Annotated in this window: 27 protein-coding genes; 12 read left to right on the top strand and 15 right to left on the bottom strand. The window is 71.5% G+C overall.

Annotation, left to right across the window (positions count from 1 at the left end; all coding sequences use genetic code 11):
* Positions 1 to 6: 6 nt before the first annotated feature.
* The 3 genes from ATM97_RS16810 to ATM97_RS16800 form a co-directional block, all read right to left on the bottom strand.
* The gene (locus ATM97_RS16810) at positions 7 to 1035 is read right to left on the bottom strand and encodes an alpha/beta hydrolase (RefSeq protein ID WP_308248514.1); all 1029 of its coding nucleotides are present in this window, start codon (positions 1033 to 1035) and stop codon (positions 7 to 9) included.
* 76 nt (positions 1036 to 1111) lie between these two features.
* On the bottom strand, positions 1112 to 1693 hold the full coding sequence (locus tag ATM97_RS16805; protein ID WP_218718959.1) for an NADPH-dependent FMN reductase: 582 nt from the start codon (positions 1691 to 1693) through the stop codon (positions 1112 to 1114).
* Positions 1693 to 2589 carry an alpha/beta fold hydrolase gene (locus tag ATM97_RS16800; RefSeq protein ID WP_218718958.1) on the bottom strand — a complete coding sequence of 299 codons (897 nt, stop codon included), beginning with the start codon at positions 2587 to 2589 and terminating at the stop codon, positions 1693 to 1695. Before ATM97_RS16800 ends, ATM97_RS16805 begins: the two co-directional genes overlap by 1 nt.
* 109 nt (positions 2590 to 2698) lie before the next feature.
* On the opposite strand from ATM97_RS16800, the gene ATM97_RS16795 reads away from it, so the two are divergent.
* Positions 2699 to 5926, top strand: coding sequence for a BTAD domain-containing putative transcriptional regulator (locus ATM97_RS16795; RefSeq protein WP_218718957.1), 3228 nt, complete (start codon positions 2699 to 2701; stop codon positions 5924 to 5926).
* A 10-nt stretch (positions 5927 to 5936) separates the two neighbouring features.
* Here the strand turns inward: ATM97_RS16795 and ATM97_RS16790 are convergent, their stop codons facing one another.
* Positions 5937 to 6524, bottom strand: a complete 588-nt coding sequence (locus tag ATM97_RS16790; protein ID WP_218718956.1) for a TetR/AcrR family transcriptional regulator — start codon at positions 6522 to 6524, stop codon at positions 5937 to 5939.
* Between the two features lie 77 nt (positions 6525 to 6601).
* Between ATM97_RS16790 and ATM97_RS16785 the strand changes: the two genes are divergently transcribed.
* Genes ATM97_RS16785 through ATM97_RS16765 form a run of 5 tightly spaced genes read left to right on the top strand, consistent with a single transcriptional unit; the run spans position 6602 to position 9138 of the window.
* Entirely contained in the window at positions 6602 to 6994 is a 393-nt protein-coding gene (locus ATM97_RS16785; RefSeq protein WP_218718955.1) for a nuclear transport factor 2 family protein, read from the top strand.
* A gap of 17 nt (positions 6995 to 7011) precedes the next feature.
* Complete coding sequence (locus ATM97_RS16780; protein WP_218718954.1) at positions 7012 to 7491, top strand: DUF1772 domain-containing protein; 480 nt, start codon at positions 7012 to 7014, stop codon at positions 7489 to 7491.
* A gap of 55 nt (positions 7492 to 7546) precedes the next feature.
* On the top strand, positions 7547 to 7864 hold the full coding sequence (locus ATM97_RS16775; RefSeq protein ID WP_218718975.1) for a metalloregulator ArsR/SmtB family transcription factor: 318 nt from the start codon (positions 7547 to 7549) through the stop codon (positions 7862 to 7864).
* Positions 7864 to 8526 carry a cation transporter gene (locus ATM97_RS16770; RefSeq protein WP_218718953.1) on the top strand — a complete coding sequence of 221 codons (663 nt, stop codon included), beginning with the start codon at positions 7864 to 7866 and terminating at the stop codon, positions 8524 to 8526. Before ATM97_RS16775 ends, ATM97_RS16770 begins: the two co-directional genes overlap by 1 nt.
* Positions 8527 to 8538: 12 nt before the next feature.
* Positions 8539 to 9138 carry an isoprenylcysteine carboxylmethyltransferase family protein gene (locus ATM97_RS16765; RefSeq protein ID WP_218718952.1) on the top strand — a complete coding sequence of 200 codons (600 nt, stop codon included), beginning with the start codon at positions 8539 to 8541 and terminating at the stop codon, positions 9136 to 9138.
* A gap of 16 nt (positions 9139 to 9154) precedes the next feature.
* Here ATM97_RS16765 and ATM97_RS16760 read toward each other — a convergent pair whose 3' ends face one another.
* Positions 9155 to 9826, bottom strand: a complete 672-nt coding sequence (locus ATM97_RS16760; protein ID WP_218718951.1) for a response regulator transcription factor — start codon at positions 9824 to 9826, stop codon at positions 9155 to 9157.
* The gene (locus ATM97_RS16755) at positions 9823 to 10923 is read right to left on the bottom strand and encodes a sensor histidine kinase (RefSeq protein WP_218718950.1); all 1101 of its coding nucleotides are present in this window, start codon (positions 10921 to 10923) and stop codon (positions 9823 to 9825) included. The genes ATM97_RS16760 and ATM97_RS16755 overlap by 4 nt, the downstream gene beginning before the upstream one ends.
* Before the next feature lie 213 nt (positions 10924 to 11136).
* Here ATM97_RS16755 and ATM97_RS16750 point away from each other — a divergent pair, with 213 nt between their 5' ends.
* Entirely contained in the window at positions 11137 to 11529 is a 393-nt protein-coding gene (locus ATM97_RS16750) for a DUF6223 family protein (protein ID WP_218718949.1), read from the top strand.
* Positions 11530 to 11603: 74 nt separating this feature from the next.
* On the opposite strand, the gene ATM97_RS16745 is transcribed toward ATM97_RS16750, so the two are convergent.
* From ATM97_RS16745 to ATM97_RS16730, 4 genes are read right to left on the bottom strand one after another with little or no spacing between them, the layout of a single operon-like run.
* The gene (locus tag ATM97_RS16745) at positions 11604 to 12230 is read right to left on the bottom strand and encodes an MBL fold metallo-hydrolase (RefSeq protein ID WP_218718948.1); all 627 of its coding nucleotides are present in this window, start codon (positions 12228 to 12230) and stop codon (positions 11604 to 11606) included.
* Complete coding sequence (locus ATM97_RS16740) at positions 12227 to 13312, bottom strand: S-(hydroxymethyl)mycothiol dehydrogenase (protein WP_218718947.1); 1086 nt, start codon at positions 13310 to 13312, stop codon at positions 12227 to 12229. The genes ATM97_RS16745 and ATM97_RS16740 overlap by 4 nt, the downstream gene beginning before the upstream one ends.
* Positions 13313 to 13365: 53 nt before the next feature.
* The gene (locus ATM97_RS16735) at positions 13366 to 13584 is read right to left on the bottom strand and encodes a three-helix bundle dimerization domain-containing protein (protein ID WP_218718946.1); all 219 of its coding nucleotides are present in this window, start codon (positions 13582 to 13584) and stop codon (positions 13366 to 13368) included.
* Positions 13585 to 13622: 38 nt separating this feature from the next.
* Complete coding sequence (locus ATM97_RS16730) at positions 13623 to 14498, bottom strand: hypothetical protein (protein ID WP_218718945.1); 876 nt, start codon at positions 14496 to 14498, stop codon at positions 13623 to 13625.
* Between the two features lie 279 nt (positions 14499 to 14777).
* Between ATM97_RS16730 and ATM97_RS34420 the strand changes: the two genes are divergently transcribed.
* Positions 14778 to 15542, top strand: coding sequence for an ankyrin repeat domain-containing protein (locus ATM97_RS34420; protein WP_255587898.1), 765 nt, complete (start codon positions 14778 to 14780; stop codon positions 15540 to 15542).
* 57 nt (positions 15543 to 15599) lie between these two features.
* On the top strand, positions 15600 to 16520 hold the full coding sequence (locus ATM97_RS16720; RefSeq protein WP_218718944.1) for an alpha/beta fold hydrolase: 921 nt from the start codon (positions 15600 to 15602) through the stop codon (positions 16518 to 16520).
* Here the strand turns inward: ATM97_RS16720 and ATM97_RS16715 are convergent.
* On the bottom strand, positions 16501 to 17511 hold the full coding sequence (locus ATM97_RS16715; RefSeq protein ID WP_218718943.1) for a GlxA family transcriptional regulator: 1011 nt from the start codon (positions 17509 to 17511) through the stop codon (positions 16501 to 16503). The two genes, ATM97_RS16720 and ATM97_RS16715, sit on opposite strands and share 20 nt — an antisense overlap.
* Positions 17512 to 17684: 173 nt before the next feature.
* Here ATM97_RS16715 and ATM97_RS16710 point away from each other — a divergent pair, with 173 nt between their 5' ends.
* A complete protein-coding gene (locus ATM97_RS16710; RefSeq protein WP_218718942.1) occupies positions 17685 to 18230 on the top strand; it encodes a hypothetical protein in 546 nt (181 codons plus the stop codon).
* Between the two features lie 16 nt (positions 18231 to 18246).
* Here ATM97_RS16710 and ATM97_RS16705 read toward each other — a convergent pair whose 3' ends face one another.
* On the bottom strand, positions 18247 to 18414 hold the full coding sequence (locus tag ATM97_RS16705; protein WP_218718941.1) for a hypothetical protein: 168 nt from the start codon (positions 18412 to 18414) through the stop codon (positions 18247 to 18249).
* Between the two features lie 29 nt (positions 18415 to 18443).
* Positions 18444 to 19097: a TetR/AcrR family transcriptional regulator gene (locus ATM97_RS16700; RefSeq protein WP_218718940.1), complete on the bottom strand. Its 654-nt coding sequence runs from the start codon at positions 19095 to 19097 to the stop codon at positions 18444 to 18446.
* 162 nt (positions 19098 to 19259) lie between these two features.
* Here ATM97_RS16700 and ATM97_RS16695 point away from each other — a divergent pair, with 162 nt between their 5' ends.
* On the top strand, positions 19260 to 21293 hold the full coding sequence (locus ATM97_RS16695) for a CocE/NonD family hydrolase (protein WP_218718939.1): 2034 nt from the start codon (positions 19260 to 19262) through the stop codon (positions 21291 to 21293).
* A 72-nt stretch (positions 21294 to 21365) separates the two neighbouring features.
* Here ATM97_RS16695 and ATM97_RS16690 read toward each other — a convergent pair whose 3' ends face one another.
* Both ATM97_RS16690 and ATM97_RS16685 read right to left on the bottom strand, forming a co-directional pair.
* Positions 21366 to 22631: an FAD-dependent monooxygenase gene (locus tag ATM97_RS16690; protein WP_218718938.1), complete on the bottom strand. Its 1266-nt coding sequence runs from the start codon at positions 22629 to 22631 to the stop codon at positions 21366 to 21368.
* A 131-nt stretch (positions 22632 to 22762) separates the two neighbouring features.
* Complete coding sequence (locus ATM97_RS16685) at positions 22763 to 23545, bottom strand: DUF72 domain-containing protein (protein WP_308248512.1); 783 nt, start codon at positions 23543 to 23545, stop codon at positions 22763 to 22765.
* 99 nt (positions 23546 to 23644) lie between these two features.
* Between ATM97_RS16685 and ATM97_RS16680 the strand changes: the two genes are divergently transcribed.
* The gene (locus tag ATM97_RS16680) at positions 23645 to 24331 is read left to right on the top strand and encodes a rhomboid-like protein (RefSeq protein WP_308248511.1); all 687 of its coding nucleotides are present in this window, start codon (positions 23645 to 23647) and stop codon (positions 24329 to 24331) included.
* The last annotated feature ends 44 nt before the right edge of the window (positions 24332 to 24375 follow it).

The following is a 24375-nucleotide window of genomic DNA, read 5'->3' as shown; positions in this document are numbered from 1 at the left end:
GTTTCGCTACTTCGCGGTGCGCGAGTCGCCAGGTGGTCGATCGTGGTGCGCCGACGCCGGGGGCTCATCGCCGCGGCGCGATGTCGATTGCGGCAGGGGCTGTGTGTCACCCGATAGAGGGTCGATGGCGGTTCCCGTGCCCGCGACGATCGCGCGCGAGGCAGCGACGTCGCCGCTTCGGTCGGGATATTGCGAAACCAGGGCGGTGAGCACGCGATCCCAGGTGACGGCCGGGAGTTCGTGGCCGATGCCGTCCAGAGCGAGCAGTTCGGCGCCGGGGATCTCGTCGGCCAGGGCTCGACCGTTGCCGGAGGGGAAGAACGGGTCGTCGGTGCCGTGGACGACGAGGGTCGGCGCGGTGATGTCGCCCAGGCGCTCGCGCCAGCGCGGGCCCGAGTCGACATAGGCCAGGTTGAGCGCGCTCGCGGCCGCATCGGTGGTGCGGTCGACCATCGCGGTCGCCTGCTGTCGCGCCTGCTGTTCATCGAAGCCGTGGGCGCCCGCGAGTACCCGGGCCTGTTCGACGCGGTAGTCGATCACCGCCGCCCGGTCGGACCAGTCCGGGAGCGGGTTGCGGGTGAACGACGCCATGACCCGGTCCGCGTGTTCGGGCAGGTCCGGGTCGGCGGGGCCGGGCGCGGTCGGGCGGGTGTTGATCAGGGTCAGCGCCGAGACCCGGTCGGGGCGGTCGAGTGCGGCGAGCTGGCAGATCCACCCGGCCACGGAGAAGCCGACCAGCTGGGCCCGCTCGAGCTCGAAGACATCCAGGAGGCCGAGGAGGTCGGCGACCAGGTCACCGAGGGTGTAGCCGGGGGAGCCGCACGCATAGGCGGTCGAGCGGCCGGTGTCGCGGATGTCGTAGCGCAGGACGAACCGATCTGCCTCGGCCAGCTTGCGGCAGAACTCGTCTTCCCAGAACAGCACCGAGGTGCACGGCAGCAGCACCGGGGGCTGTCGCCGATCGCCGAAGGTGGTCGCGCACAGGTCGACATCGCCGACGGCGACCAGCTGCTCGGGTGATTGTCGAACGGGCACGGCGACTCCTCCGCTGGGTGCGTCTTGTCAGAAGAGACGACGGCCCGGCCCGGAACTCATCGGTCCGCGCAGGCCGTCACGGCACGAAGGGGGTGGTGGTGCGGGCGGTGTGCAGGGCCGTGGCCCACCAGGTGAGCTGGTCGAGGGTGGTTTCGACGGTGTCGTCGAGCTCGGGGTCGCGGCGGGGCCAGGAGCCGTCGACGGCGAAGCGTTGCCAGGCCTTGGTGATGGTGACGGTGCGGCGGATCGGGACGGCGTTGAGTTCGCCGAAGACCTGACGCAGCTGGGCGGCGCCGTGGCCGCCTTCGGCATCGCGGCAGTAGGTGACCACGCAGACCGGCTTGGCGGCCCATTCGATGTCGAACCAGTCGATCGCGTTCTTCACCGGCGCCGGGAAACTCCGGTTGTACTCGGGGGTGACGAGGACGAAGGCGTCGGCGGTCGCGAGCCGGGAACCCAACGCGCGCACCGGGTCCGGGCGGTCGTCGTCGAGGTCGGGGAGCTGGTGGGGCAGCTCGGCGGTGGCCAGGTCGATCCGGTCCAGGCTCAGTTCGGGGCGGCGGGCGAGGCGACCGGCGAACCAGTCGGCCACCAGCGGGCCGAAACGGCCTGTGCGGGTGGACCCGACGATCAGGGCCACCCGCATCGGCTCGCGCATCAGGCGTCCTTGACGGGCGCGTCGAGGAAGGCGGGGATCATCGGCAGCAGCAGCTCCGGGCGATGGGGCGCGGTGATGTGGGAGGTGCCGGGCAGGATCGCCAGCTGGGCATTCGGCAGGCCCGCGGGGGTGTCACCCATGATGCCGCCGCCGAAGAGCCGGAACATCTCGACGGCGTGCTCGGGCCGGACGATGTCGGAGTCGCCGATCACGGTCAGCGTCGGGGCCTTGATGGTGCGGGCGGCCTCCGGGGACACCGACGGCATGCCGTGCACGTCGTGGTCGACGACCCGGGCCACCAGCTGGGGGAAGTCCTCCGGTCGCGGAGCATTGGCCAGGTAGTCGGTGTGGAACGTCGAGCCGTGCAGGTGCTCGGGCTTCAGCTCGTCCATCCCGTCCATCAGCCCGGGGTGCATGGCCTCGACGCCGAGTCCGCCCGAGAGCAGGACCTGCTTGCGCACCAGTTCCGGGTGGCGCAGCGTGATGTCGAGCGCGACGCCGGCGCCCATGCTGTAGCCGAGCAGGTCGATCCGCCGGATGCCGAGCTGACCGAGCAGCGCGACGGTGTCCTCGGCCATCTGTGGCGTGCGCAGCGGGCGGTCGATATCGGCGGTGCGGCCGTGCGCCTGCTGCTCGATCGCGATCACCTCACGGGTCTTGGACAACTCGGGGATCAGCTCGGCGAAGTCGGTGCCGATGCCCGACAGCGCGCCGTGCAGCAGCACCAGTGGCGGCTGGTCGGTCGCCACGCCATGGCGCTCGTAGTACATGTGCAGGCCGTTGACCTCGGCGTAAGCGCCGGGCGAGCTGGGCGCGGCGGTCTTGTCGGTGCCGCAGGCGGACAGCAGCGCGGTGGCGGCGATGCCGGTGATCAGGGCGAGGGCGGTGAGTTTCATGTCGTGCTCCTGTGGTGTGTCGATCTCGTTGGGACCACAGTGCGCCCGGGGGCTTCCGGTTTGTTTACGGTCGGATTCCGGTGCGCGCGGAACCCGCTAGGGTGCGGTTATGCGTTTCGGTGTGCTCGGTCCGCTGACGGTGTGGACCGACGGTGGTGACGTCGTGCCGGTCCCCGGGACCAAGGTTCGCGCCCTGCTGGCCGACCTGCTGCTCGCCGCCGGTCAGCCGGTGTCCGCCGACCGGTTGATCGATGACATCTGGGGCGAGGACCCGCCCGGCAATCCCGCGGGCACCCTCGCCGCCAAGGCCTCGCAGCTGCGCCGCGCGCTCGAGGACGCCGAACCCGGCGGTCGCGATCTGGTCGTGTCGCCGCCGCCCGGATACCGCCTGGCCACCACCGCGGTCGACGCCTTGCGGTTCCGCGCTCTCCTGGCCCAGGCCCGCGCCCACACCGACACCGGACAGCGGATCGCGACATTGACCGAGGCGCTGGCACTGTGGCGCGGACCGGCCTTCGCCGACTTCCGCGACGCGGAATTCCCCCGCTCGGCCATCGCCCAGCTGGAAGAGCTGCGCCTGGTCGCGGTCGAGGAACTGGCCGAGGCCCGGCTCGCCGAGGGCGAATACGGCGCGGTCGTCGGTGAGCTCACTCGTTTCGTCGCGGAACATCCCCTGCGGGAACGGCTGCGCGCGGCCCAGCTGCGGGCCCTCTACGGCGCGGGCAGGCAGGCCGACGCGCTCGACGGCTACGAGGACCTGCGCAGGCAACTGGCCGACGAACTGGGGCTGGACCCGAGCCCGGAACTGGTCGACCTGCACCGGTCGATCCTCGGCCACGACCCCGACCTGGTGGTCGCTCGTCCGCGCGCCGTCGTCCGCAGGCGCACGACGAACATCCCCGCGCCGCGCACCGCATTGATCGGCCGGACAGCCGATCTAGACGCGTTGAGCCGGGCTCTCGACGACTCGCGCCTGGTGACGTTGATCGGCCCGGGCGGCGTCGGCAAGACCCGCCTCGCCACGGCGACCGCGGCGGCCCGCGGCGATCGCGCCGCGCACGGCACCTGGCTCGTCGAGCTCGCGCCGCTGGCCTCGGCCACCACCGACGCCGACCGCCTCGCCGACACGGTGGCACAGGCCGTGGGCGTCCGGCTCGCGGACGGCGCGGGTTCGGCGGCGGCACTGGGGGAGGCGCTGGCCGAACAGGATCTGCTGCTGGTGCTGGACAACTGCGAACACATCGTCGAACAGGTGGCCGACCTCACCGAGGCCCTGCTCGGCGCGGCTCCACGGCTGCGCATCCTCGCGACCAGCCGCGAACAGCTGCGTCTGGCCGGTGAAGACGTCGTCACGGTCGAACCGCTCACCGTGCCGCCCACCGGCAGTGACGTGTCCACGATCGCCGAGTCGAACGCGGTGCGGCTTTTCGTGACTCGCGCGCAGGCGGGCGCGCGGGAGTTCGCGCTCGACGCGGACAACGCCGATGCGGTCGCCACGCTGTGCCGCAGGCTCGACGGCATCCCGCTGGCGCTGGAGCTGGCCGCGACCAGGGTCCGCGCGCTCGGTGTGCACGAGATGGTGGCCCGGCTCGACGACCGGTTCCGGCTGCTGGCGACCGGGCATCGTGGTGCCCCGCCGCGCCAGCAGACCCTCGCGGCCATGATCGATTGGAGCTGGGGGCTGCTCGACGAGGACGAGCGAGTCGTGCTGCGCCGCTTGGCCGTCCACGCCGGCGGCTGCACCTTGGCGGCGGGCGAATCGGTGTGCGCCGCCGAGATCGACGGCGCGGCGGCGCCGGTCGCGCCCGCCGTGGTCGCCGATGTGATCGCCCGGCTGGTCGACCGATCGCTGGTCCAGCAGAGCGGGCGCCGGTATCGGCTGCTCGAATCGGTGGCGGCGTTCAGCCTGGACCGGCTGGCCGAGGCGGGGGAAGACGTCGCGGTGCGGCGGGCGCATCACCGGTACTACCGTGCGCTGGCCGAGCGCGCCGCGCCCGAACTCCACGGCGCCGACCAGCAACGATGGCTGTGTCAGCTCGACAGCGAGGACGCGAATCTGCGCCTGGCGCTCGATGATTCGCTGCGGGAGGGCGACGCCGACGCGGCGCTCGGACTCACCGACGCCCTGTCGTGGTACTGGCTGTTGCGTGGCCGCCTCGGCCTGGCCCGACGCTGGTTCGACGCGGCCCTCGCGCTGGGTGGCAGCGCGCACCGACGGGCGCCGGTGGCGGCCTGGCAGCTCACCGCGGCCTTCCAGCAGGGCGACTTCACCGAGGCGAGTACGCGCCGCGCGCAGGTGTCGGCGGGGCTCGCCGCCCTCGACGACCCCGCCGTGCGGGTGCGCGCCGAAGTCGTCCTGCTGACCGCGGCGCTGGACGCCGGCGCCAACCAGGACCTGGAAACCTCGGTGCGAGAGCTGCTTTCGGAGTGCCGGGACCTCGGCGACCGCTGGAGCGTGGCGACCATCCAGGTGGCGCTGGCGAAGTCCGCGCACAGCCGAGCCGATGTGGCGGCGCTGACTCGCTACGCGAACGAAGCGGCGCGGTTGTTCGCCGAGCTCGGCGATCGGTGGGGCAGGCTGCAAGCCGCCGAATGGCTCGGTGGTCTGGCCGAGCTGACCGGCGATCTGGCCGGTGCCGCCGAGATCCATCGCGAAGCCCTGGTCCTGGCCAGAGAGCTGGAGTTGTGGGGGCAGGCCGCGTCGCACCTGTGCTGGCTCGGCTGGATCGCCATGCAGCACACCGAGTTCGACGCAGCGCGTGATTTCGCCGAGCAGGCGATGGTGCTCGCGGCCGAACAGGGCGACGGCGCGGGCCGGTTGTTCGCCTCGATCGTGCTCGCTTTCACCGCGCGCCGGGACGGCCGTCCCGAGGAAGCGGAGCGACTGCTGCGCGCCCTGCTCGCCGATGCCCCCACCGACCCCGCCGCCGACGACGAGATCCCGCTGTTCGTCCCGATGCTCCAGGTCGAACTGGGCTATCTGCTGGAACTGCGCGGCGAACCCGCCGCGGGTCTGGCCCAACATCTGCGCGCTTTCGACGGTTCCCAGCGGATGGACGCGCCCCGCGACGCCGCGTTCGCCCTCGGTGGCGCGGCCGCCGCCACCGCTGCGCTCGGCGAATTCGCTACCGCCGCACGCCTGCTCGGCGCTGCCGAGGCGCTGCGAGCCGGCACCGGCATGCCGCTGCTGCCTGCCGAAGAACCCGATATCGACCGCGCCACCGCCATGGTCCGCACCGGCTTGGGCGCGGACGCCTTCGCCGAAGCCCACACCGCCGGACTCGCCTTGACACCGGGCGCGGCGCGCGCACTCCTCGACACGGTCGCCGTGGTCTGATCCCGCAGGCTCAGGGGTGGTCGAGGCGGCCGCCGACGAGCCGGAGAACGCTGTCGCGCAATACGATCTGAGCCTCCGGCTGGGTCATCCGCCCGGCTCTGACCTCGTCGCCCGCCGCATGGCTGACCGCCACGATCGCCGTGACGAGCCACTGCGGTGTGACCGTGTCGGTGAATTCGCCCGCCTGCTGCCCACGGGTGACGAGGCGGAGCAGGCGGTGGTTGACCGGCAGCTGGCGGTCCTCGTCGCGCTGCCGGGCGAACGCGCCGACGTGGTGAGCCAGGGGCGAGACGCGGAAGAACTGCCAGCCCACGTCGAGCATGCGCAGCAGCGCCGCGGTAGCCGGCCCGCTGTCGAGGTCGGCGGCCTGCATGGCTTCGGCGGCGCGGCCGGTCGTGCGGTCGACGACCGCGTTGATCAGGTCCTCGCGCGAAGCGAAGTGCGCGTAGACGGTCTGCCGGGTCACCCCCGCCTCGGCGGCGATGGCGGCCATGCCCGCGTCCGGTCGGGTGGCGAGCAGGCGGGTGGCGGCGTCGAGGACGGCCGCCCGGCTGCGGGTGGCGTCGGCCCGTCGCTTCGGTTCCCGTGATGCGGTCAAAGTCTTACACCCTTGTCAAAGTTACCTGGTCGAGTCTAATCTTTACGGCACTGTAAGAATTCTACGGCTGGAGTGTCATGGACCCTGCATCACCCCGCTCGCCCGAGCGGTTCATCGCCGATTTCTTCACCGATTTCACCGCCGCGGCCCTCGACAGCGACGCCGATCCGGCCGAGGTGGTCGACCGGTTCCACGCGCCCGAGGTGATCCAGGTCGCCGACGGGATCCGGCTCGACCGTGACCGGCTGATCGCGCACCTGCGGCCGGTGCGCAAGAACCTGCGCGACTACCGATTCGAGGTGCACGAGGTGATCGCGGACGGTACCCGGATGGCCGCCCGGCTGACTGTGCACGCCACGCTGCGCACCACCGGGTCCGTGGCCACGGAGGTCTTCCTGTTCGGTGAGTTCACGCCCGACGGCAAGCTCCGTCGCGCCGACCAGCTCACCCGCCGCGTCGCCGCCGCGTGACCGGCCGAGGAGAACCCGTGCTCGTCCGCTCGCTCGCCCTGGCCACCACCGGCCTGCTCGCCGGTGCCTTCGGCTACGGCGCCGCCAATCTGGTGCCGACGTTCCATCGTGTGCCGTTGCGGATGCGCCTGGAATTCCATACCGAACTCATGCGCAACAACAGCATCAGCATGCAGGCCACGATGGCCGCGGCGGCGCTGAGCTGCCTGGCCTTCGCGGTGCTGACGTCCGGCCGGCGCCGGGTCGCCGCCGCGGCCGCCACGGCGTTGGTGGTCGCCTCGTTCCTGATCACCCGCTGGGGCAATGTGCCGATCAATCACCGGATCAACCGGTGGGTGACCGACGGTGCGCCGACCGACTATGCCGCGATCCTGGCCCGTTGGGATCTGTTCCACTTCCTGCGCACCGGCACGTCGTTCGTGGCATTCGCCCTGGTCATCGCCCTCGTCGTGGGGATGCGGCGGGTGGGGGAACGTGACATCGAGCGGCCGAGTTGATTCACTGTTTTCTGAATACAGAATCAGCTGTACTATCGGAGATGTGAGCACCACGATGCACGGCGACGCGCTGTCCCGATTCGGCTACGCGCTCTCGGACCCGACCCGGACGCGGATTCTGCTGAGCCTGCGCGCCGGGCCGGGCTATCCGTCGGAGCTGGCGGACCAGATCGGGGTATCGCGGCAGATCCTGTCGAATCACCTGGCCTGCCTGCGCGGTTGTGGGCTGGTCGTCGCCGTGCCCGAGGGCAGGCGCAGCCGATACGAACTGGCCGATCCCCGGATCGGGCGCGCGCTCGACGACTTGGTCGGGCTGGTGCTCGCGGTCGATCCGGCCTGCTGCCCGGCCGCCGCGACGCAGGACTGCTGCTGATGGCGGAACTCGGGGTACCGCTGCTGGTTTCGGATCGACAACGGGTGCTGGCGACCAGGATCCGGTGGCTCGTGGCGGCGACGATCACCTACAACGTGGTCGAGGCGGGCATCGCGCTGACCGAAGGCGCCCGGGTGTCCTCGACGGCGCTGATCGGGTTCGGGCTCGATTCGGTGATCGAGGTGTCGTCCGCGGCGGCGGTGGCCTGGCAGTTCGCCGGCCGGGACCCACACGCGCGGGAGAAGGTCGCGCTGCGGATCATCGCGGTGTCGTTCTTCGCGCTGGCCGCCTACGTCACCGTCGACGCGATTCGGGCGCTGACCGGCGCGGACGACGCGCGACACTCGCCGATCGGCATCGCCTTGGCCGCCCTGAGTCTGGTGATCATGCCGGTGCTGTCGACCGCGCAGCGCCGGGCGGGCCGTGAACTCGGATCCGCGTCGGCGGTGGCCGATTCCCAGCAGACCATGCTGTGCACCTATCTGTCCGCGGTGCTGCTGGTCGGGCTCGTGCTCAACGCCTCGCTGGGCTGGTCGTGGGCCGACCCGATCGCCGCGCTGGTGATCGCGGTCATCGCCGTCAAGGAAGGGCGCGACGCCTGGCGCGGCGACACCTGCTGTGCGACACCGCCGATCGGCGCTCGCGACTGCTGTGCTGGATGAGAGGAATCGGCCATGGCGGTGACGGCACTGGTCCTGTATGTGATCTTCGGTGCGCTCGGATTCGGGTGGCGCAGCCTGCGGCAGTATCGAACGACCGGCTCCACCGGATTCCGTGGCGTCAGCGGCCGTCCCGGCTCGCTCGAATGGCTGGCCGGGGTGGGCTTCGTCGCGGCGATCCTCGTCGGCCTCGCCGGGGTGGCGCTCCAGCTGACCGGCATCGTGGCTCCGCTCGAGTTCCTCACCGCCACGATGATTCAGCTGATCGGCGTCGTGCTGGCGGTGGCCGGTATCGGCGCGACCCTGGTCGCTCAGAACCAGATGGGCGCCTCGTGGCGCATCGGCGTCGACGCCAGTGAGACAACGGCGCTGGTGCACACCGGCGTGTTCGCCCTCGTGCGCAACCCGATCTTCACCGCCATGCTCGTCTTCGCGGCGGGGATCGCGCTGATCGTCCCGAACATCGTGGCCCTGGCGGCGTTCGCGCTGCTGCTCGGGACGATCGAGGGACAGGTTCGGGTGGTGGAGGAGCCGTATCCGGCGCGCGTCCACGGCGTCGGCTATCGCGAATATTGCGCCAGGACACCACGATTCGTTCCCGGAATCGGGCGGTAGCGGCGGCTCGTCCCGATCAGGACGGCCGCGTGCGCGGCGTGACCAACCCGGATTCGTAAGCGATGACGACGAGCTGGGCGCGGTCGCGGACGTGGAGCTTGGTCATCGCGCGGTTGAGGTGGGTCTTGGCGGTGTGCGGGCTGATCACCATGTGGGCGGCGATCTCGTCGTTGGACAGGCCGTGAGCGGCCAGGGCGACGGCTTCGCGTTCGCGGGCGGTGAGTTCGCGCAGTGCCGAATCCGTGGCGGGGGTGTGCGGGGGCTGGGTGACGTAGCGGGCGATGAGGCGGCGCGTGATCGAGGGGGCGAGCAGGGCGTCGCCGCGGGCGGCCACCCGGATGGCGTGCAGGAAGTCCTCGGGTTCGATGTCCTTGACGAGGAACCCCGCCGCGCCCGCGCGCAGCGCGTCGAAGACGTATTCGTCGAGGCCGTAGTTGGTCAGGATGACGACGTGCACCGCGGCCAGAGCCGGGTCGGCCGCGATGCGGCGGGTCGCTTCGATGCCGTCGACGCTCGGCATCTGGATATCGATGAGGGCGATGTCGGGCAGGTGCCGCCGGGCCAGGTCGACGCCTTCGCGTCCGTCGGCCGCCTCGGCCACGACCTCGATATCGTCCTCGATGTCGAGCAGCGCCCGGAAGCCGCTGCGGATGAGCGGCTGGTCGTCGACCAGCAGCACCCGGATCACGCTCGCACCACCGGTAATTCGGCGTGCACGGCGAATCCGCCGCCGACGCGCGGCGCGGCATGCAGGTGCCCACCGAGCGCGGTCACCCGCTCGCGCATCCCGAGCAGGCCGACACCGGGCAGCGGCGCGGTGGCGGGGGTGGCCCGGCCGTCGTCGGCGACGTCGACCACGAGAGTGTCCGCGCCGTAATCGATGCGCACCGAAGCCGTGTCCGCGTGCGCGTGGCGGGTGACATTGGTGAGCGATTCCTGCACGATCCGGTAGGCGGTCCGGTCGACGGCGGCGGGGATATCGGTGCGGGTGCCCGCGATGGTCAGCGTCGCGTCGACGCCCGACAGGCGCACGCGCTCGACCAGTTCGCCGACGTGGGCGAGCCCCGGCCGCGGTGCGCCGTCGTCGCGCAGCGCTTCCAGCGTCGCCCGTAGCTCGCGGGCCGCCTCGCGCCCGGCCTCCCGGATGGCCAGCAGCGCCTCGGGCACCTCCTCGCCGCGTTTGCGCGCGACGTGGACGGCCGCCTCGGACTGCACCTTGATCACCGAGATCTGATGGGTGAGCGAATCGTGCAGTTCCCTGGCGATGTGCAGGCGTTCCTCGTCGGCGCGGCGGCGCGCGGTCTCCTCCCGGGTGCGTTCGGCCTCGTCGGCGCGGCGCTCGGCCTGCCGCAGCGCCTCACCGGCGGCGGCCGCCGCGATCAGCCAGGCGATCTCGAGCGCGTCGCGGGACCGGGCGAGCGCGGCGGCGGTGTCGTGCAGGGAGAGCATGGCGGCGAGCGGAAGGGTCGCCAGGAGCAGGACCGAGGCGGCGAGCGTCACCCAGCGATGGCCCGCGCGCATGGCGAAGTACACCGCGAACAGGAACGCGACGGCGGGCACGTCGAATCCGAGTGCCTGGGACCCCAGCGCGCAGGCTCCGGTCGCCACCAGCACCGCCACCGGCGCCCGGCGCCGGGCCGCCAGCGCCAGTCCACCGGCGACCAGCAACGCGTATCCGAGGGGCCGCGTCTCGGTCGGGGACGGTTGCCGGGTCAGCGCGGTGATCAGCAGGACGGCAGCCACGCCGACCGCGATCGCCCAGTCACCGATCCATGCCCTGCTCATGCCAGCACCCTAGTCCGATCGGCGGCGCGGCGAGTCCGCCGGCGGGATGATCCCGCGACTACCGCGCTCGCGGTATCCGAGCCGGTGCTACCGCCTCGGTGGTAGCCGGTACCGCGGGTGTGGCAGCGTGGATTGTCCACGGTCGCACGACGACCGGACCCGGGGCGCGGGGCGACGATCGAGCGGTACGCAGCAGATCGTAAGGAGCACCCCATGTCGTCTTTCCGTCACCTCCCCGGCACCGTCGCCGCCGTTCTCGGCGCCGGGCTCGTCTCGGCCGCGCCGGCGTCCGCGTCGACCGTTCTCGTCGCGGACGCCTACGGCCTGACCGCCGACCGCGCGATCGCGACCTCGGCCGCGTTTCTCGCCCTGTTCGGGGCCGTCCTCGGCGGGATCGCGCTGGCGCGGCCGTCGAGTGTCCGGGCCGCGTTCGCGGTGGGCGCGGCGGTGATCGCCGCCGTTGTCGGAGTGTTCGTCGTGGTCACCGCCGACGGTGGTCTCGGCACCGGCAACGGGATCGCGGGCGGGTACATCGCCGGCGTGGTCGGGGTGCTGGGCGCGGCGCTCGGCGGGCTGGCGTTGGTTCGCGCCCGACGGATCGGCTGACCGGCTCCGGGAGCACGATGGATTCGAGCGTCGGGAGTGCCCGCCGACGGACGCGGCGGACGCTCCCGGCGGGCTCAGTGACCGCGGGCGATCCAGTCCGCGAGCGCGGGACGTTCGTCGCCGATCGCGGTGTCGGGGCCGTGGCCGGTGTGCACCGTCGTATCGTCCGGGAGGGCGAACAGCCGGTCGCGGATGGAATCGATGATGGTGCCGAAATCGGAGTAGGAACGGCCGGTGGCGCCGGGTCCGCCCGCGAACAGGGTGTCGCCGGTGAACAGGGCCGACAACTCCGGCAGGTGCAGCGAGACCGAGCCGGGGGAGTGGCCCGGAGTGTGCAGCAGGTCGATATCGGTGCCCGCCACCGTGATCCGGTCGATATCGGCCAGCGAGCGGTAGGCGGCGTCGGGGTGGGTCATCCGCCACAGCGGCTCGTCGCCCGGATGCAGCAGGACCGGCGCGTCGAGTCGCTGGGACAGCTCCGGCGCGACGGTCACGTGGTCGTTGTGGCCGTGCGTGCACAGGATCGCGGTGACGTGCCGGGCACCGACCGCGGCGGCGATGGCGTCGGCATCGTGAGCGGCGTCGACCACCAGCACCTCGGTGTCGTCACCGATCAGCCACACATTGTTGTCGACGTCCCAGGTGCCGCCGTCGAGCGCGAAAGTGCCCGAGGTGACGACCTTCTCGATGCGGGCACTCACCAGACCACCACCGAGCGCAGCACCTTGCCCTCGCCCATGGCGGCGAACGCCTGCTCGACCTCGTCGACGCCGATGCGCTCGGTGACGAAGCGATCCAGCGGCAGCCTGCCCTGGCGGTGCAGGTCGATGAGCATCGGGAAGTCGCGTTCGGGCAGGCAATCGCCGTACCAGGACGACTTCAGCGCGCCGCCGTGCGAGAACAGATCGATCAGCGGCATGTCCAGGGTCATGTCCGGGGTCGGGACGCCGACGAGCACCACGGTGCCTGCCAGGTCGCGGCCGTAGAACGCCTGCTTCCAGGTCTCCGGGCGCCCGACCGCGTCGATCACCACGTCGGCACCGAATCCGTCGGTGAGCTCCTTGATCTGCTCGACCACATCGGCGGTGCTCGCGTCGATGGTGTGGGTGGCACCGAAGTCCCTGGCCCACTCCAGCTTTCGCGGGTCGCGATCGATCGCGATGATGGTGCCCGCGCCGGCGAGGAAGGCGCCGGCGATGGCCGCGTCACCGACGCCGCCGCAGCCGATCACCGCGACACTGTCGCCGCGCGAGACCGCGCCGGTGTTCACCGCCGCGCCGATGCCGGCCATCACACCGCAGCCGAGCAGTCCGGCCACGGCCGGATCGGTCTCGGGATCGACCTTGGTGCACTGCTTTTCGTGCACCAGGGTCTTGTCGGCGAACGCGCCGACGCCGAGCGCCGGAGTGAGCGGGGTGCCGTCGGTGAGCGTCATCGGCACGCTGGCGTTGTGGGTGTCGAAGCAGTACCAGGGGCGACCGCGCCGACAGGCCCGGCACTCGCCGCAGACCGCGCGCCAGTTCAGCACGACGAAATCGCCCTCGGCGACATGGGTGACCGCCGCGCCGACCGACTCGACGACACCCGCCGCCTCGTGGCCGAGCAGGAACGGGAACTCGTCGTTGATCCCGCCTTCGCGATAGTGCAGATCGGTGTGGCAGACCCCGCACGCCTGGACGCGGACGACCACATCGTGCGGCCCGGGATCGGGAATCACGATATCGACGGTTTCGACCGGCGCGTTCTTCGCGCGGGCGATGACTCCGCGAACGGTGTCGGGCATGCGGACCTCCTAGGTTGACGTCGTCGTCAACGCTAGCGGGGTCCGGCGCCGGATCACATCGGGATGGGTGGGATCCGGCCGGTCCGGGTGCCGAGCGCGTCCTGCACGTGATGCTCGACGAGCAGCGGGACGAAGTCGCGGACGTGGGCCCGGGCGAACTGGTCGTGGGTCCGGCGGACGATGTCGGCGATCTCGGCGGGGGCGACGGTCGGATACCGGATGGTCAACCGTTCGATGACCTCGTCGAGTTGCTGATCCTCGTGAGTAGTCATGTCCCAGGGGTACCCCGGGAACGAGGTATCTCACCCGGCTACTTCTCGTCGAAGACCAGATCCGTCGGCGGGTGGGTCAGGCGCACGGTCGGGCCGTCGACCACGGTGATCGCGTCGAGACCGGTGGTGGAGTGACCGGTGGAGAGGATGAAGAAGCGATCGGCCGCCTGGGCGAGGAAGGCGGGGAAACCGTCGAGCGAGAGATCGCCGTCGCCGAGCGCGAGGTAGTCGGCCAGGCGGCGGAACAGCTTCGGTAGCAGCACCACCTCGTCGGACAGGGCGGTCGGCGAGGTGATCGCGGCGCCGGTGGTCGTCGCGTCGGCCGCCCAGACACCGAGCGGGGTCGCCGCGGTCGCGGCGGCCGTGGCGACCGCGGCGAACTCGGTCCGCAGGGCGGGGAACAGGCTGCGATAGAACGTCGGGTAGGCCAGGCCGGTGGCCAGCTGGTGGTGATTGAGGGTGAGTCGCAGCAGGGCCACGTCGACGAACATCTCGGCGCCCGCGCTATCGGGCGAGGCGCCGCGCCCGGCGAAGGCGACACACCGGCCGTGCAGATCGGCGCCCCGGGTCAGGATGAAACCGGGCACCTCGGCCTGATCCGCGGCGGTGACGGTCTCGTTCGCATCGCGCACCACGCCGGTGAAGCCCAGCCAGGCGAGCAGCTCCTCGGCGGCGGCGTGGGCGAGCGGCAACGGTTGGTGGGTGCGGGTGCCGTGGCGGGGCGTGTAGTGCGTCTCCAGCGAATCGATGCCGTCCAGGCGCAACTGCGCGGCGCCGGAGGCGTTGCGTTTCACCCGATGTGGGCCGCCCACCCGGTCCCACAGGGTGGGGTCGTCGGGACGGAAGCGCACCGAGTCGCCGTCGGGCTGGGCGCCCTTGGCGACGAAGACTCCGGAGATCAGCAGAAACGGCATCGCGCGTCCTTCGGCTCGTGGTGATCGCCGCCCGTCGTGGTGCGCGGGGCAGGGAGACCGTGCGGGCCGCGGAGGTGTCGACCGCGCTGTCGGACGGCTCTCAGTGTGGACATCGGCTGGCGCGCAGGGCAATACGGCGAGAGCGATAGTTCTGCGCTGTTCACCGCGTGGTTACCGCGACACGCCATAGACGGTGTCGATGGCGATGATCGGTACTGCGTCCTGGACGCGATGGCACTCGCTGGGCACGGTGGAGGGGACCTGACCAGAGGAGAACCCATGCACCCGGCTCGTTCGACCATCCGTGGCGCCCGCGCGAGCGTGCTCGCGCTCGCCGTGCTGGCGGTGGGTATCGGCGCCTGTTCCGCCGATCCGGACGTACGGTCTGCCGTTCCGGCCACCACGGTGACCACCGAGGCCCCCATCCAGGCGCCGCCGACCACCCGGCAGCTCGACCACAGCCTCGACGACGACCTGTTCGCCGCCGCCGCGAGCAACGACGCGGCGCGCGTACGTGACCTGATCGCTCGGGGCGCCGATCTGGAAACGCGCGGCGACCAGGGCCGGACGCCGCTGATCGCCGCCACCAAGAACCGGGCGAGTGCGGCGGCGGTGGCTCTCATCGACGCGGGCGCCGACGTCGACGCCAAGGACGACCTGCAGGACTCCGCCTACCTCTACGCGGGTGCCGAGGGCTTCGACGAGATCCTCGAGCCGGTCCTGCGCCACGGCGCCGACCTGCGCAGCGTCAATCGCTACGGCGGGACCGCGCTCATTCCCGCCAGTGAGCACGGGCACGTGAGCACCGTGCGCCTGCTGATCGCGGCGGGCGTCGACGTGAACCACGTCAACACGCCGAAATGGACGGCGCTGCAGGAGGCGATCGTCTACGGCGACGGCTCGCAGCGCTACCAGGAGACCGTGACCGCGCTGCTCGACGCGGGCGCCGACCCGCGGATCCGCGACGCGGACGGCCGCACCGCGCTGGACAACGCCGAGCGGAGGAATCAGGACGCGATCGTCGCCCTGCTGCGCGGGCGCTGACCAGGTGCCGACCGCGGCTGCGGGAGACGCTCAGGTCAGCGGTCTACGCTCGGCGATATGGCCGCGGACGGGTTGTTCCTTGCTCCCACGATCGGCCGACCCGCGGACAAGGTCGGATACTTCCCCGATCGGGCGAGCTTCGAGCACTTCGCCGCCGCCTACCGCGCGGGCATGGCCCAACTTCCGCCGCCCGATGCCATCGCCGCGGTGCCGACCTCGTTCGGTCCCGTGCGCGCCTACCGCTTCGGTCCCGGCGGCGACACCCCCGTGGTCTTGCTGTCCGGCCGCCAGGCCTCGACGCCGATGTGGGCCACCAACCTGCCGGGCCTGATGGCGCGGCGCACGGTCTGGTCGGTGGACAGCGTGGGTGAGCCGGGCGCGAGCGGGCAGACCACGGCGCTGACCGATGGGTCGGATCAGGCGACCTGGATCGCCGAAACCCTGGTGGGACTGGGGGTTCGGCGGGCCCATCTGCTCGGTGTCAGCATCGGCGCGAACCTGGCCGTGCAGACCGCGCTGCATCGTCCGGAGCGCGTCGCCTCGATCACCCTGCTCGATCCGGCCGATACCTTCGCCCGGCTGAGCTGGAAGATGATCGTCGTCTCGCTGGGCAGTGCGGTCCCCGCCCTGCCGACCGGGCTGCGAAACCGCTTGCTGGGCTGGATCTCCGGCGGTGTCCCGGTCGACGACTCGATTCCCGAGGGCAGGCTGATCGCCGCCGGGATGACGGATTACCGTGGCGCCCAGCCGCTGCTCCCGCGCCCCACCGAGGACCAGCTGCGCGCTCTGACGGTGCCGGTCTTGGCCCTGTTCGCGGGCCGCTCCATCGTGCACGACGCCGACCGGGCCGCCGCCACCGCGCGCCTGATCCCCGGCGCGCAGGTCGAGGTCTGGCCCGACGCGTCCCACGCCATCAACGGCGAGGACCCCGACCGCATCGCCGAGCGGTTCACCGCCTTCACCGCCGGGATCGGCTGACCGGCAACGGTTCCGGGTCGGCGTCGGGAGCGGGACGCGACAACGTTGCCCGGTAGTGGGCGGGGGCGACCCCGAATCGGCGGACGAAGGCCTGCCGCAGTGATTCGGCGGTGCCGAAGCCGCAGCGGGTCGCGATCACCGCGACCGGGGTCGTGGTGTGGACGAGCAGTTGCGCGGCGGCCTCGACCCGCGCGCGGCGGATGTGGCGGCCGGGGGTGACGCCGAGATGTTTGCCGAACAGCCTGGTCAGGTGACGTGCGCTCACGCCTTCCCTGGCGGCCAGCGTCGCGGTGGACAGGTCCTCGGACAGATGCGCGGCGATATGCGCGGTGACCCGCCGGACCAGCGCGTGCTCGGCGTGCGGCTGCGCGGTGAACATGCTCATCTGCGCCTGTGAACCGGGCCGCTGCAAGTAGGTCACCAGGCCGCGGGCGACCTGGCGGGCCAGCTCGGCGCCGTGGTCCTCCTCGACGAAGGCGAGCATGAGGTCGATCGCGCTGGTCATCCCCGCCGCCGTGGCGACGCGGCCGTCACGGATGTAGATCGGATCGGGATCGACGGTGACGCGCGGATATTCGGCGGCCAGCATGTCGGCGGCGATCCAGTGCGTGGTCGCCCGCCTGCCGTCGAGCAGTCCGGCCGCGGCCAGCACGCTCGCCCCGGTGCAGACCGAGGCGACGCGGCGGCTCACCGCGGCGAGCCTGCGGACATGCGCGACCAGTGCGGTGTCGCGCGCCGCGTCCAGATGGCCGAGACCGCCGGAGACGATCAAGGTGTCGAGGGGGCCGGTGAGGCGCTCCCACCGGGCCTGCCCGTGCAACCGTAGCCCGGAATCGCAGGTGATGGTCCGCCCGCCGCGCGTGGCCAGTTCGACCCGGTACGGCGGATCGGCGCCGAGCCGGTTGGCGCCGTCGAGGGTGGTGGTGACGCAGGCCAGGTCGAGCAGCTCGGCGCCGTCGTAGCCGATGACGGCAACAGTCCGTGCGCCCATACGGCCCAGTGTAGGTGGGCCGGGCGTCGTCCTCGCGGGTCTGTTCTGCCAGGAATCACAAGAAAACAGACAGGGTCGGCCGCGGCTGTCGAATGTCGCGTTCGCGCGCGCCAGGCTGAGGGAACGGCGATCGACGGAGGCGGGTCATGACGGTATCGGACCAACGAATGTCCTTGGGATACAGCAGAATCGGTGCGGCGATGCCGCGGCGCTGGCCGAGTGTCGTCGCGCTCGGGCTGGTGCTGCTGATCTGGCCGACGGGCGCGGAGAGCACGGTGCGGGCGCTGGCGGAGCTGTTGGTCGTGTTGCCGCTGATCTATCTGGTCACCGCGGCCCTCGGCAGGCCGGATCGCACATGGGCTGTCTTCGGCGCGCTCGGCGTCCTGTTCGGCCTGCTGTCGGTGCAGGACCTGGTGCCGACCACGGTCGTGCTGGCGGTGGTGGCGGCGCTCGCGGTGGCCCTGGCGCTGCGCCACGACCGGGTCGATCGGCCGTTTCTGGCGCAGCTCGCGGGTTTCGCGCTGTTCACGGTGCTCGCGGTGGCGGCGCAGCACGTGGATATCGGGTGGGCGCGGGTCCTGGTCGCGGCGGGCTGGATCGGGCACGGTCTGTGGGACTACGAACATCGGCACGCGCGGCGCACGGTCGCGCGTACCTTCGCGGAGTTCTGCGGTCTGGTCGACGTACTCGTGGGAGTGGCCGTCCTCGCGATCCCCTGACCGGGGTTCGGCGATCTCAGCCGAGGACCGAGATCGCCAGGCCGAGCAGGGCGCCGCCGAAATCCACGGTGTTGCGGACCTTCTGGAGGGTCCAGGTCCACGCCGGGAAGCCGGCGGGCACGGGCTGCAACGCCGCCCCGGACGGGACGTTCCGGTTCGGTCTCGCCGCTCTGCTCGACGGCATCGGCGCACGGAGAACGCTCCAGGGCAACCCTATTCGGCGTCCGCGCTGATCCGGTCCAGCACCGCGCCGACCACCAGGCAACCGCTGTCGACGACATCGGCCAGCGGCTGACGGTAGTCGTCGAGCACCCATTTCTGGGCGATGATCAGGATCGCGCCGACCAGCCCGAGCACGACCATCCGCGCGCTCGGCGCGGGATGGGAGTCCAGATCCACATACGGCGTCAACAGCGCCAGGCAGATGTCGACCAGCGCGTCGAGCACATCGTGGTAGGCGCGGTCGACGGTCGGGCTCACGCCGAGGATCTCGAAGAAGGCGATCCGCGGCACGCGGGGATCGTCGAGGATGAGCTGGAAGTACGCCGTGAGCGTGCCGCGCACCCTGGTGTCGATATCGGCGTCGAGGTCGCCGATGCCGACGTGGATCGCCTCCAGCATCCGCGCGGTGACCTCGCGATACACCTCGAGCAGCAGGTCCTCGCTGTCGGTGAAGGATTCGTAGAAGTACCGCTTCCCGACGCCGGCCGCGGCACAGATGGTGGTGACGGTGGTGTTGCGGTAGCCGTCGGTGCCGAAGGCTTCGGTGGCCGCCTCGATGAGCCGGGCACGCCGTTCCTGCTGACGCTGTCCGGGTGCGGCGCCGCGGTACCTGCGTCCGTCGGCATCGATATCGGGCGCGTTCACGCCATCGATTCTGTCAGGTGGCTCGTGCGGGTCGGCGCGGCGGCCGGTGGTTGCGGGGGAGGGGCCGAGAACATGTTCTTGCGATCGAACGTGACGCAGGCTACGTTACTTCCCGGTACGGGAACGTCGTGGTTCCCGATGGTGGAGGGCTGAGACCGAAGCATGATCAAAAATCGAGGGCGACTGGCCGCGCTGGTCGCATCCGTCGTCGTGTTCGCGGGCGCTGTCGCATCGGCCCCGGTCGGCCAGGCGTTGCCGGCCGACGGGGGGCTGGACGCGCAGTTCGTCGCCACCCACAACGGCCCGCAGCAATACCCGAACGTCTTCATCGAGTGGGACGTGCCGATCACGATGAGTGACGGAACGGTATTGAAAGCCAACGTCTATCACCCGGCGGGTGCCGACGGCCAGCCGATCACCGAGCCGACGCCCACCATCGTCAACATGACGCCGTACACGAAGCTGGTGTCCAACGTCGCCGACTCGGCGCTCGCCGTGCCCGGCCTGTCCGACGTGCTGCTGCCGGTGCTGCAGAACCTGGACTTCTCGGCGTTCGGCTTCAGCAGCCTCAGCGACATGATGAAGGCGCTGCCCGGCGGCGCCGCCCGCACCTTCGGTGTCGACCGGAACCTGATCCGCGGCGGCTACACCCAGGTCGTCGTCGATGTGCGCGGCACCGGATTCTCCCAGGGCACCTGGCAGGTGTTCGGCGAACGCGAACAGCTCGACGGCGTCGAGGTCGTCGACTGGGCGGCCGCGCAGGGCTGGTCCAACGGCAAGATCGGGATGAGCGGCATCTCCTACTCGGGGATCAATCAGCTCCAGACCGCGCAGCGCCATCCCGCCGCGCTCAAGGCGATCTTCCCGATCGTGCCCGGCAGCGACCTGATCCGCGATGTGGCCGCGCCCGGCGGCGCGCTGGGCGTCGGCTTCATCCCGCCGTGGCTGCTCGCCGTCGACGGGGCGAAGCTGCTGCCGGACCTGGTGTCGATTTTTTCCGGCAAGTTCGACTGGACGTGGCTCGGCGACCGGGTGCGTGACCCGTTCACCTTCTTCAATGTGCTCATCGCGGCCCTGACCACGCCGAGCGTGGACCAGATCCCGCCGGAGATGGCCAGCATCCTCGACGACGAGAGCCCGCTGCGCACCGCCTGGGTCGGGCAGCCCGACCAGGTGCGGGTGCCGACCTTCCTCTACGGCGGCTGGCACGACATCTTCACCTACTCGACCCCGCGCATCTACAACGCCGTCGATGTGCCCGCCGAGCAGAAGAAGCTCGTCATGGGCAACGTCTACCACGTGACCGTGAGTTCGGGTCTGGGCCAGGCCGGTGCGCCCGCGCCGCTGGAGTCGTTGCAGCGGGCGTGGTTCGACAAGTGGCTCAAGGGCATCGACAACGGAGTCGACCGCTACGAGCCGGTCACCCTGTGGCAGCAGGGCAGTGAGCAGTGGACGACCGACGTCGCCTTCCCGCGGCCCGGCATGCAGTACCGGCGGATGTACCTCGACCCCGCGTCGTCCGGCTCGGCGCCGGGCGCCCGCTTCGACGGCAGTCTCGTCGGCGCACCCGGTGCCGCGCAGCGGGTATCGGTGGATCCGAGCCTGACGACCATCTGCTCGCGGGACGCCGCGCAGGGCACGGCGGGGCTGATCCCGCTGCCGGACGTGTGCGCCAAGGACGCGCGGATCAGTGAGGGCGCGGCGCTGACCTTCACCACCGCTCCGGTCACCCAGGCGACCCGGATCTCCGGCGCGATCGCCGCGCACCTGAACACGGTGCTCGACGCGCCCGACGGCTACTGGACCGTCACGGTGAACGACGTCGCGCCCGACGGCCGGTCGACGGTCTGGTCGCAGGGTCAGCTGGTGGCCTCGCTGCGCGCGGTCGACGACGGCAAGTCGACCCGCTCGCCCAACGGTGACTACACCGACCCGTACCCGATCCTCACCCTGGACACCCGTCAGCCGGTCGTCCCGGGCGAGCCGACCACGATCGACATCGGCATCCGCGCCACCGACGGCGTCCTGCTGCCGGGGCACCGGCTGCGCATCGACGTCTTCGCGAGCAACTTCCCCAGCGGAATCCCGTTGCGGCCGTTGCTGAACGAGAGCGGCCTGCGCACCCAGCACCTCGAACTCGACCCCGCTCGCCCGAGCTGGATCAACGTTCCGCTGGATACCGATCCCGGCTGGTGATCGCCGCCCGCGCGGCGCAGCGCTGATCGTGGCTCGCCTTTCGGCCGAAGGCCCCGCCCCGCGGCGGGGCCTTCATGGCTTCGGCGACGCCGTGACCGGCGCTTCGACCGGAACACCGGAGTCCGGCAGTCCCGCGTAGTCGGGCAGCTCGATGCCGTTGATCGCGCGGTCGATCAGGTCGAAGTCCCACTCGGTCGCGGCCTCGCCCGGCGCGGCGGTCAAGCTCTGCGCGTGCAGCCTGCCGATTTCCTGGTTGGCCTCGACGAACGAGCGCATCCGCCGCTCGTAGCCGGTGAATCCGGCCTCCGGGTCCCAGCCGGCAGCGGCCAGCTCGCCGGCCAGCAGATAGGCGCCGACCAGAGCCAGCCCGGTGCCCTGCCCGGACATCGGCGACGAGCTGAAGGCCGCGTCCCCGAGCAGCCCCACCCGGCCGGTCGACCAGCGGTCCATCACCACCTGGGCGACCTGGTCGAGGTAGAAGTCCGGGGTGTCGTCCAGGTGGGCGAGGATGCGCGAGGTCGACCAGCCCATACCGGCCATCCGCTCGCGCAGCAGGCGCTGCTGGGCCGCGATGTCGCGGTGGTCGACGTCGAAGTCCCCCGAGGGGAAGGAGAAGATCGCCATCGCCCGGGTGGTGTCCCGCAGCGGCCGCAGAATCGCGGAGCGACCGGACTGCTGGTACTCGATCAGCCGGCGGTCCAGCCCGAACTCGTTGGGCACGCTGTAGAAGGCCAGCACGAGCCCGAGGTGGCGGAGGAATCGCTCGTGCGGCCCGAAGACCATCGCCCGCAGTGCCGAGTGCAGCCCGTCCGCCCCGATCACCAGGTCGAAGCGCCGCCGGTCGCCGCTCTCGAAGGTCACGTCGACCCCGTCCGGGTCCTGGGTGAGCGTCGCGATCCGGTCGCCGAACAGGTACTCGACGTCGTCGCGGGTGTCGTCGTAGAGCACCTGGGACAGGTCACCGCGCAGGATCTCGATCTCCGCGATGTAGCCGTCGCCGCCGTCGTCGTCCGCACGGACGGTCTCCAGTACGGTCCCGGTCGCGTCCACGGTGTGCGCGCCCGCGGTCTCGGTGCGGGCCGCGCGCACCCGCGCGTCGAGCCCCATGCGCCGGATGACCTCCCTGCTCACCCCGCGTGCGTCCACCGCCTGTCCCCCGGGACGCAGCGCGGGGGCCCGTTCCACCACCGTCACCTCGGCCCCGCGCCGGTGCAGCCAGTGCGCGAGCGCGGGCCCCGCGATGCTCGCCCCCGCTACCAGCACCCTGGGGCTGTGCGGCCCGCCCGCCCGCTCGCCCGTCTCGTCCGGGTGTTCGTGCGCGGGGTTGTCGACGCTCATCGTTGCCTCCGTGTGCTTCTGCCCGCGCTGGAACGGTCCCGGCACAGGCCCACCGCTGTCGGTGTATCCACCGGTATCGACGACGGATCCACCCAGAATTCATCGGTGCGGTCGCGGTCGGGTGTCCACACCTACCCGGGCACTCGGCTGACCCGCGCGCCCGCCGCGTCGGCGAGGTGGGCGAAGGTGACGGCGTCCTCGACGGCGGCACCGCCGTGGTCGTTGTTGAAGTAGACGTAGCCGTCGGCATCGCCCGGCCCGGCGTCGAGCAGCCGGTCCACCCAGCTCGCTAGCGCCCGGCGACCGTAATGCGGTGGGGGAGTGGCGCGTCCGGCGTGCAGGCGCAGGTAGGCCCAGTCGGTGGTCCGCCACAGCGGGGTGACCGGGCGCGAGTCGCGATCGGCCCAGGCCAGCGCCGCGTTCCGCGATTCCAGGACCGCACGGATCTCGCCGGTCCACCACGACGCGTGCCGCGGCTCGACGGCGACCCGCACCGTGGCGGGGAAGCAGCGCAGGCAGTCGTCGAGCAGCGCGGGATCGGCGCGCAGGGTCGGCGGCAGTTGCAGCAGGATCGGGCCCAGCCGGTCGCCGAGGCCGTCGGCCCGGTCGAGCAGGCGCTGCACCGGTTCGGCGGGATCCCGTAATCGCTTGATGTGGGTGAGATAGCGGCTGGCCTTCACCGCGATCACGAAGTCGGCCGGAGTGCGCTCCCGCCAGGCGGCGAAGGTCTCCCGGCTCGGCAGCCGGTAGAAGGCATTGTTCGACTCGACGGTGGCGAACGCGTCGGCGTAGCGCTCGAGCCAGCGTCGCGTCGGCAGGCCCTCCGGATACAGCACACCGCGCCAATCGCGGTACTGCCAGCCGGAGGTGCCGACCCGGATCACGCCACTCACCTGCCCCTCGCGCACGCTCACTCGGTGCCCCCGCATCCGGCGACTACCCGGGCAGCCCGTCCGGAAACGGTCCTCGCGCCGCGCACCACGGTCCCGGGGCAGGTCCGGCACACTGAGGTGGTGAGCGCATCTGGCAGCGGGCGGGCTCGAACCGGCGCGGTGGCGGTGGGGCGGTGGGTCCGCAGCGCGCCGGGGACCTACCTGTGGCTGGCCGCGCTGGCGGTGACCACGATCATCATCCGGCGGCTGCCCGACGACGAGGCGCGCCAATGGCTGGGCCACCGGTCGACCAATCTGCATCATCTGGCCGAGGACCCCATCCGGGTGCTGATCGGCAGCGCGTTCTGGACCGACGGGGGCAGCTGGTTCGCCTACGCGGTGCTGTTCACTCTTTTCCACGCCAATGCCGAACGCTGGCTCGGCACGCTGCGCTGGCTCGCGGTGGCGGTGCTCGCCCATGTCGGCGCCACCTACCTCAGCGAAGGCGTGCTGCTGTGGGCGATCCGCCACGACGACGCGCCCGAACGCGCGATGTACACCCTCGACGTGGGCGTCAGCTACGCGCTGGCCGGCGTCGCGGCGGTGCTGGCCTACCGGCTGGTGACGCCGTGGCGGTGGCTCTACGTCCTGGGCGTGCTCGCGGTCGTGCTGCCGCCGGTCTTCGTCGATCGCACGTTCACCGACGTGGGACACGCGAGCGCCGCCGCCCTCGGCTTCGCCTGCTACCCGCTCACCCGGGGGCGCGGCGGTGCCTGGGATCCGGCGGCGCTGGTGCGCCGGTTCCGGCACCGCGCCTCGGCCGGATGACCCCTACCTGCGACATCGAGGTTGCCTGCCGGTAGCCGGATAGG

The sequence above is a fragment of the Nocardia sp. MH4 genome, from assembly GCF_019266065.1.
Lineage (GTDB): Bacteria > Actinomycetota > Actinomycetes > Mycobacteriales > Mycobacteriaceae > Nocardia > Nocardia canadensis.
This window is presented reverse-complemented; position numbering and strand designations above follow the sequence as displayed.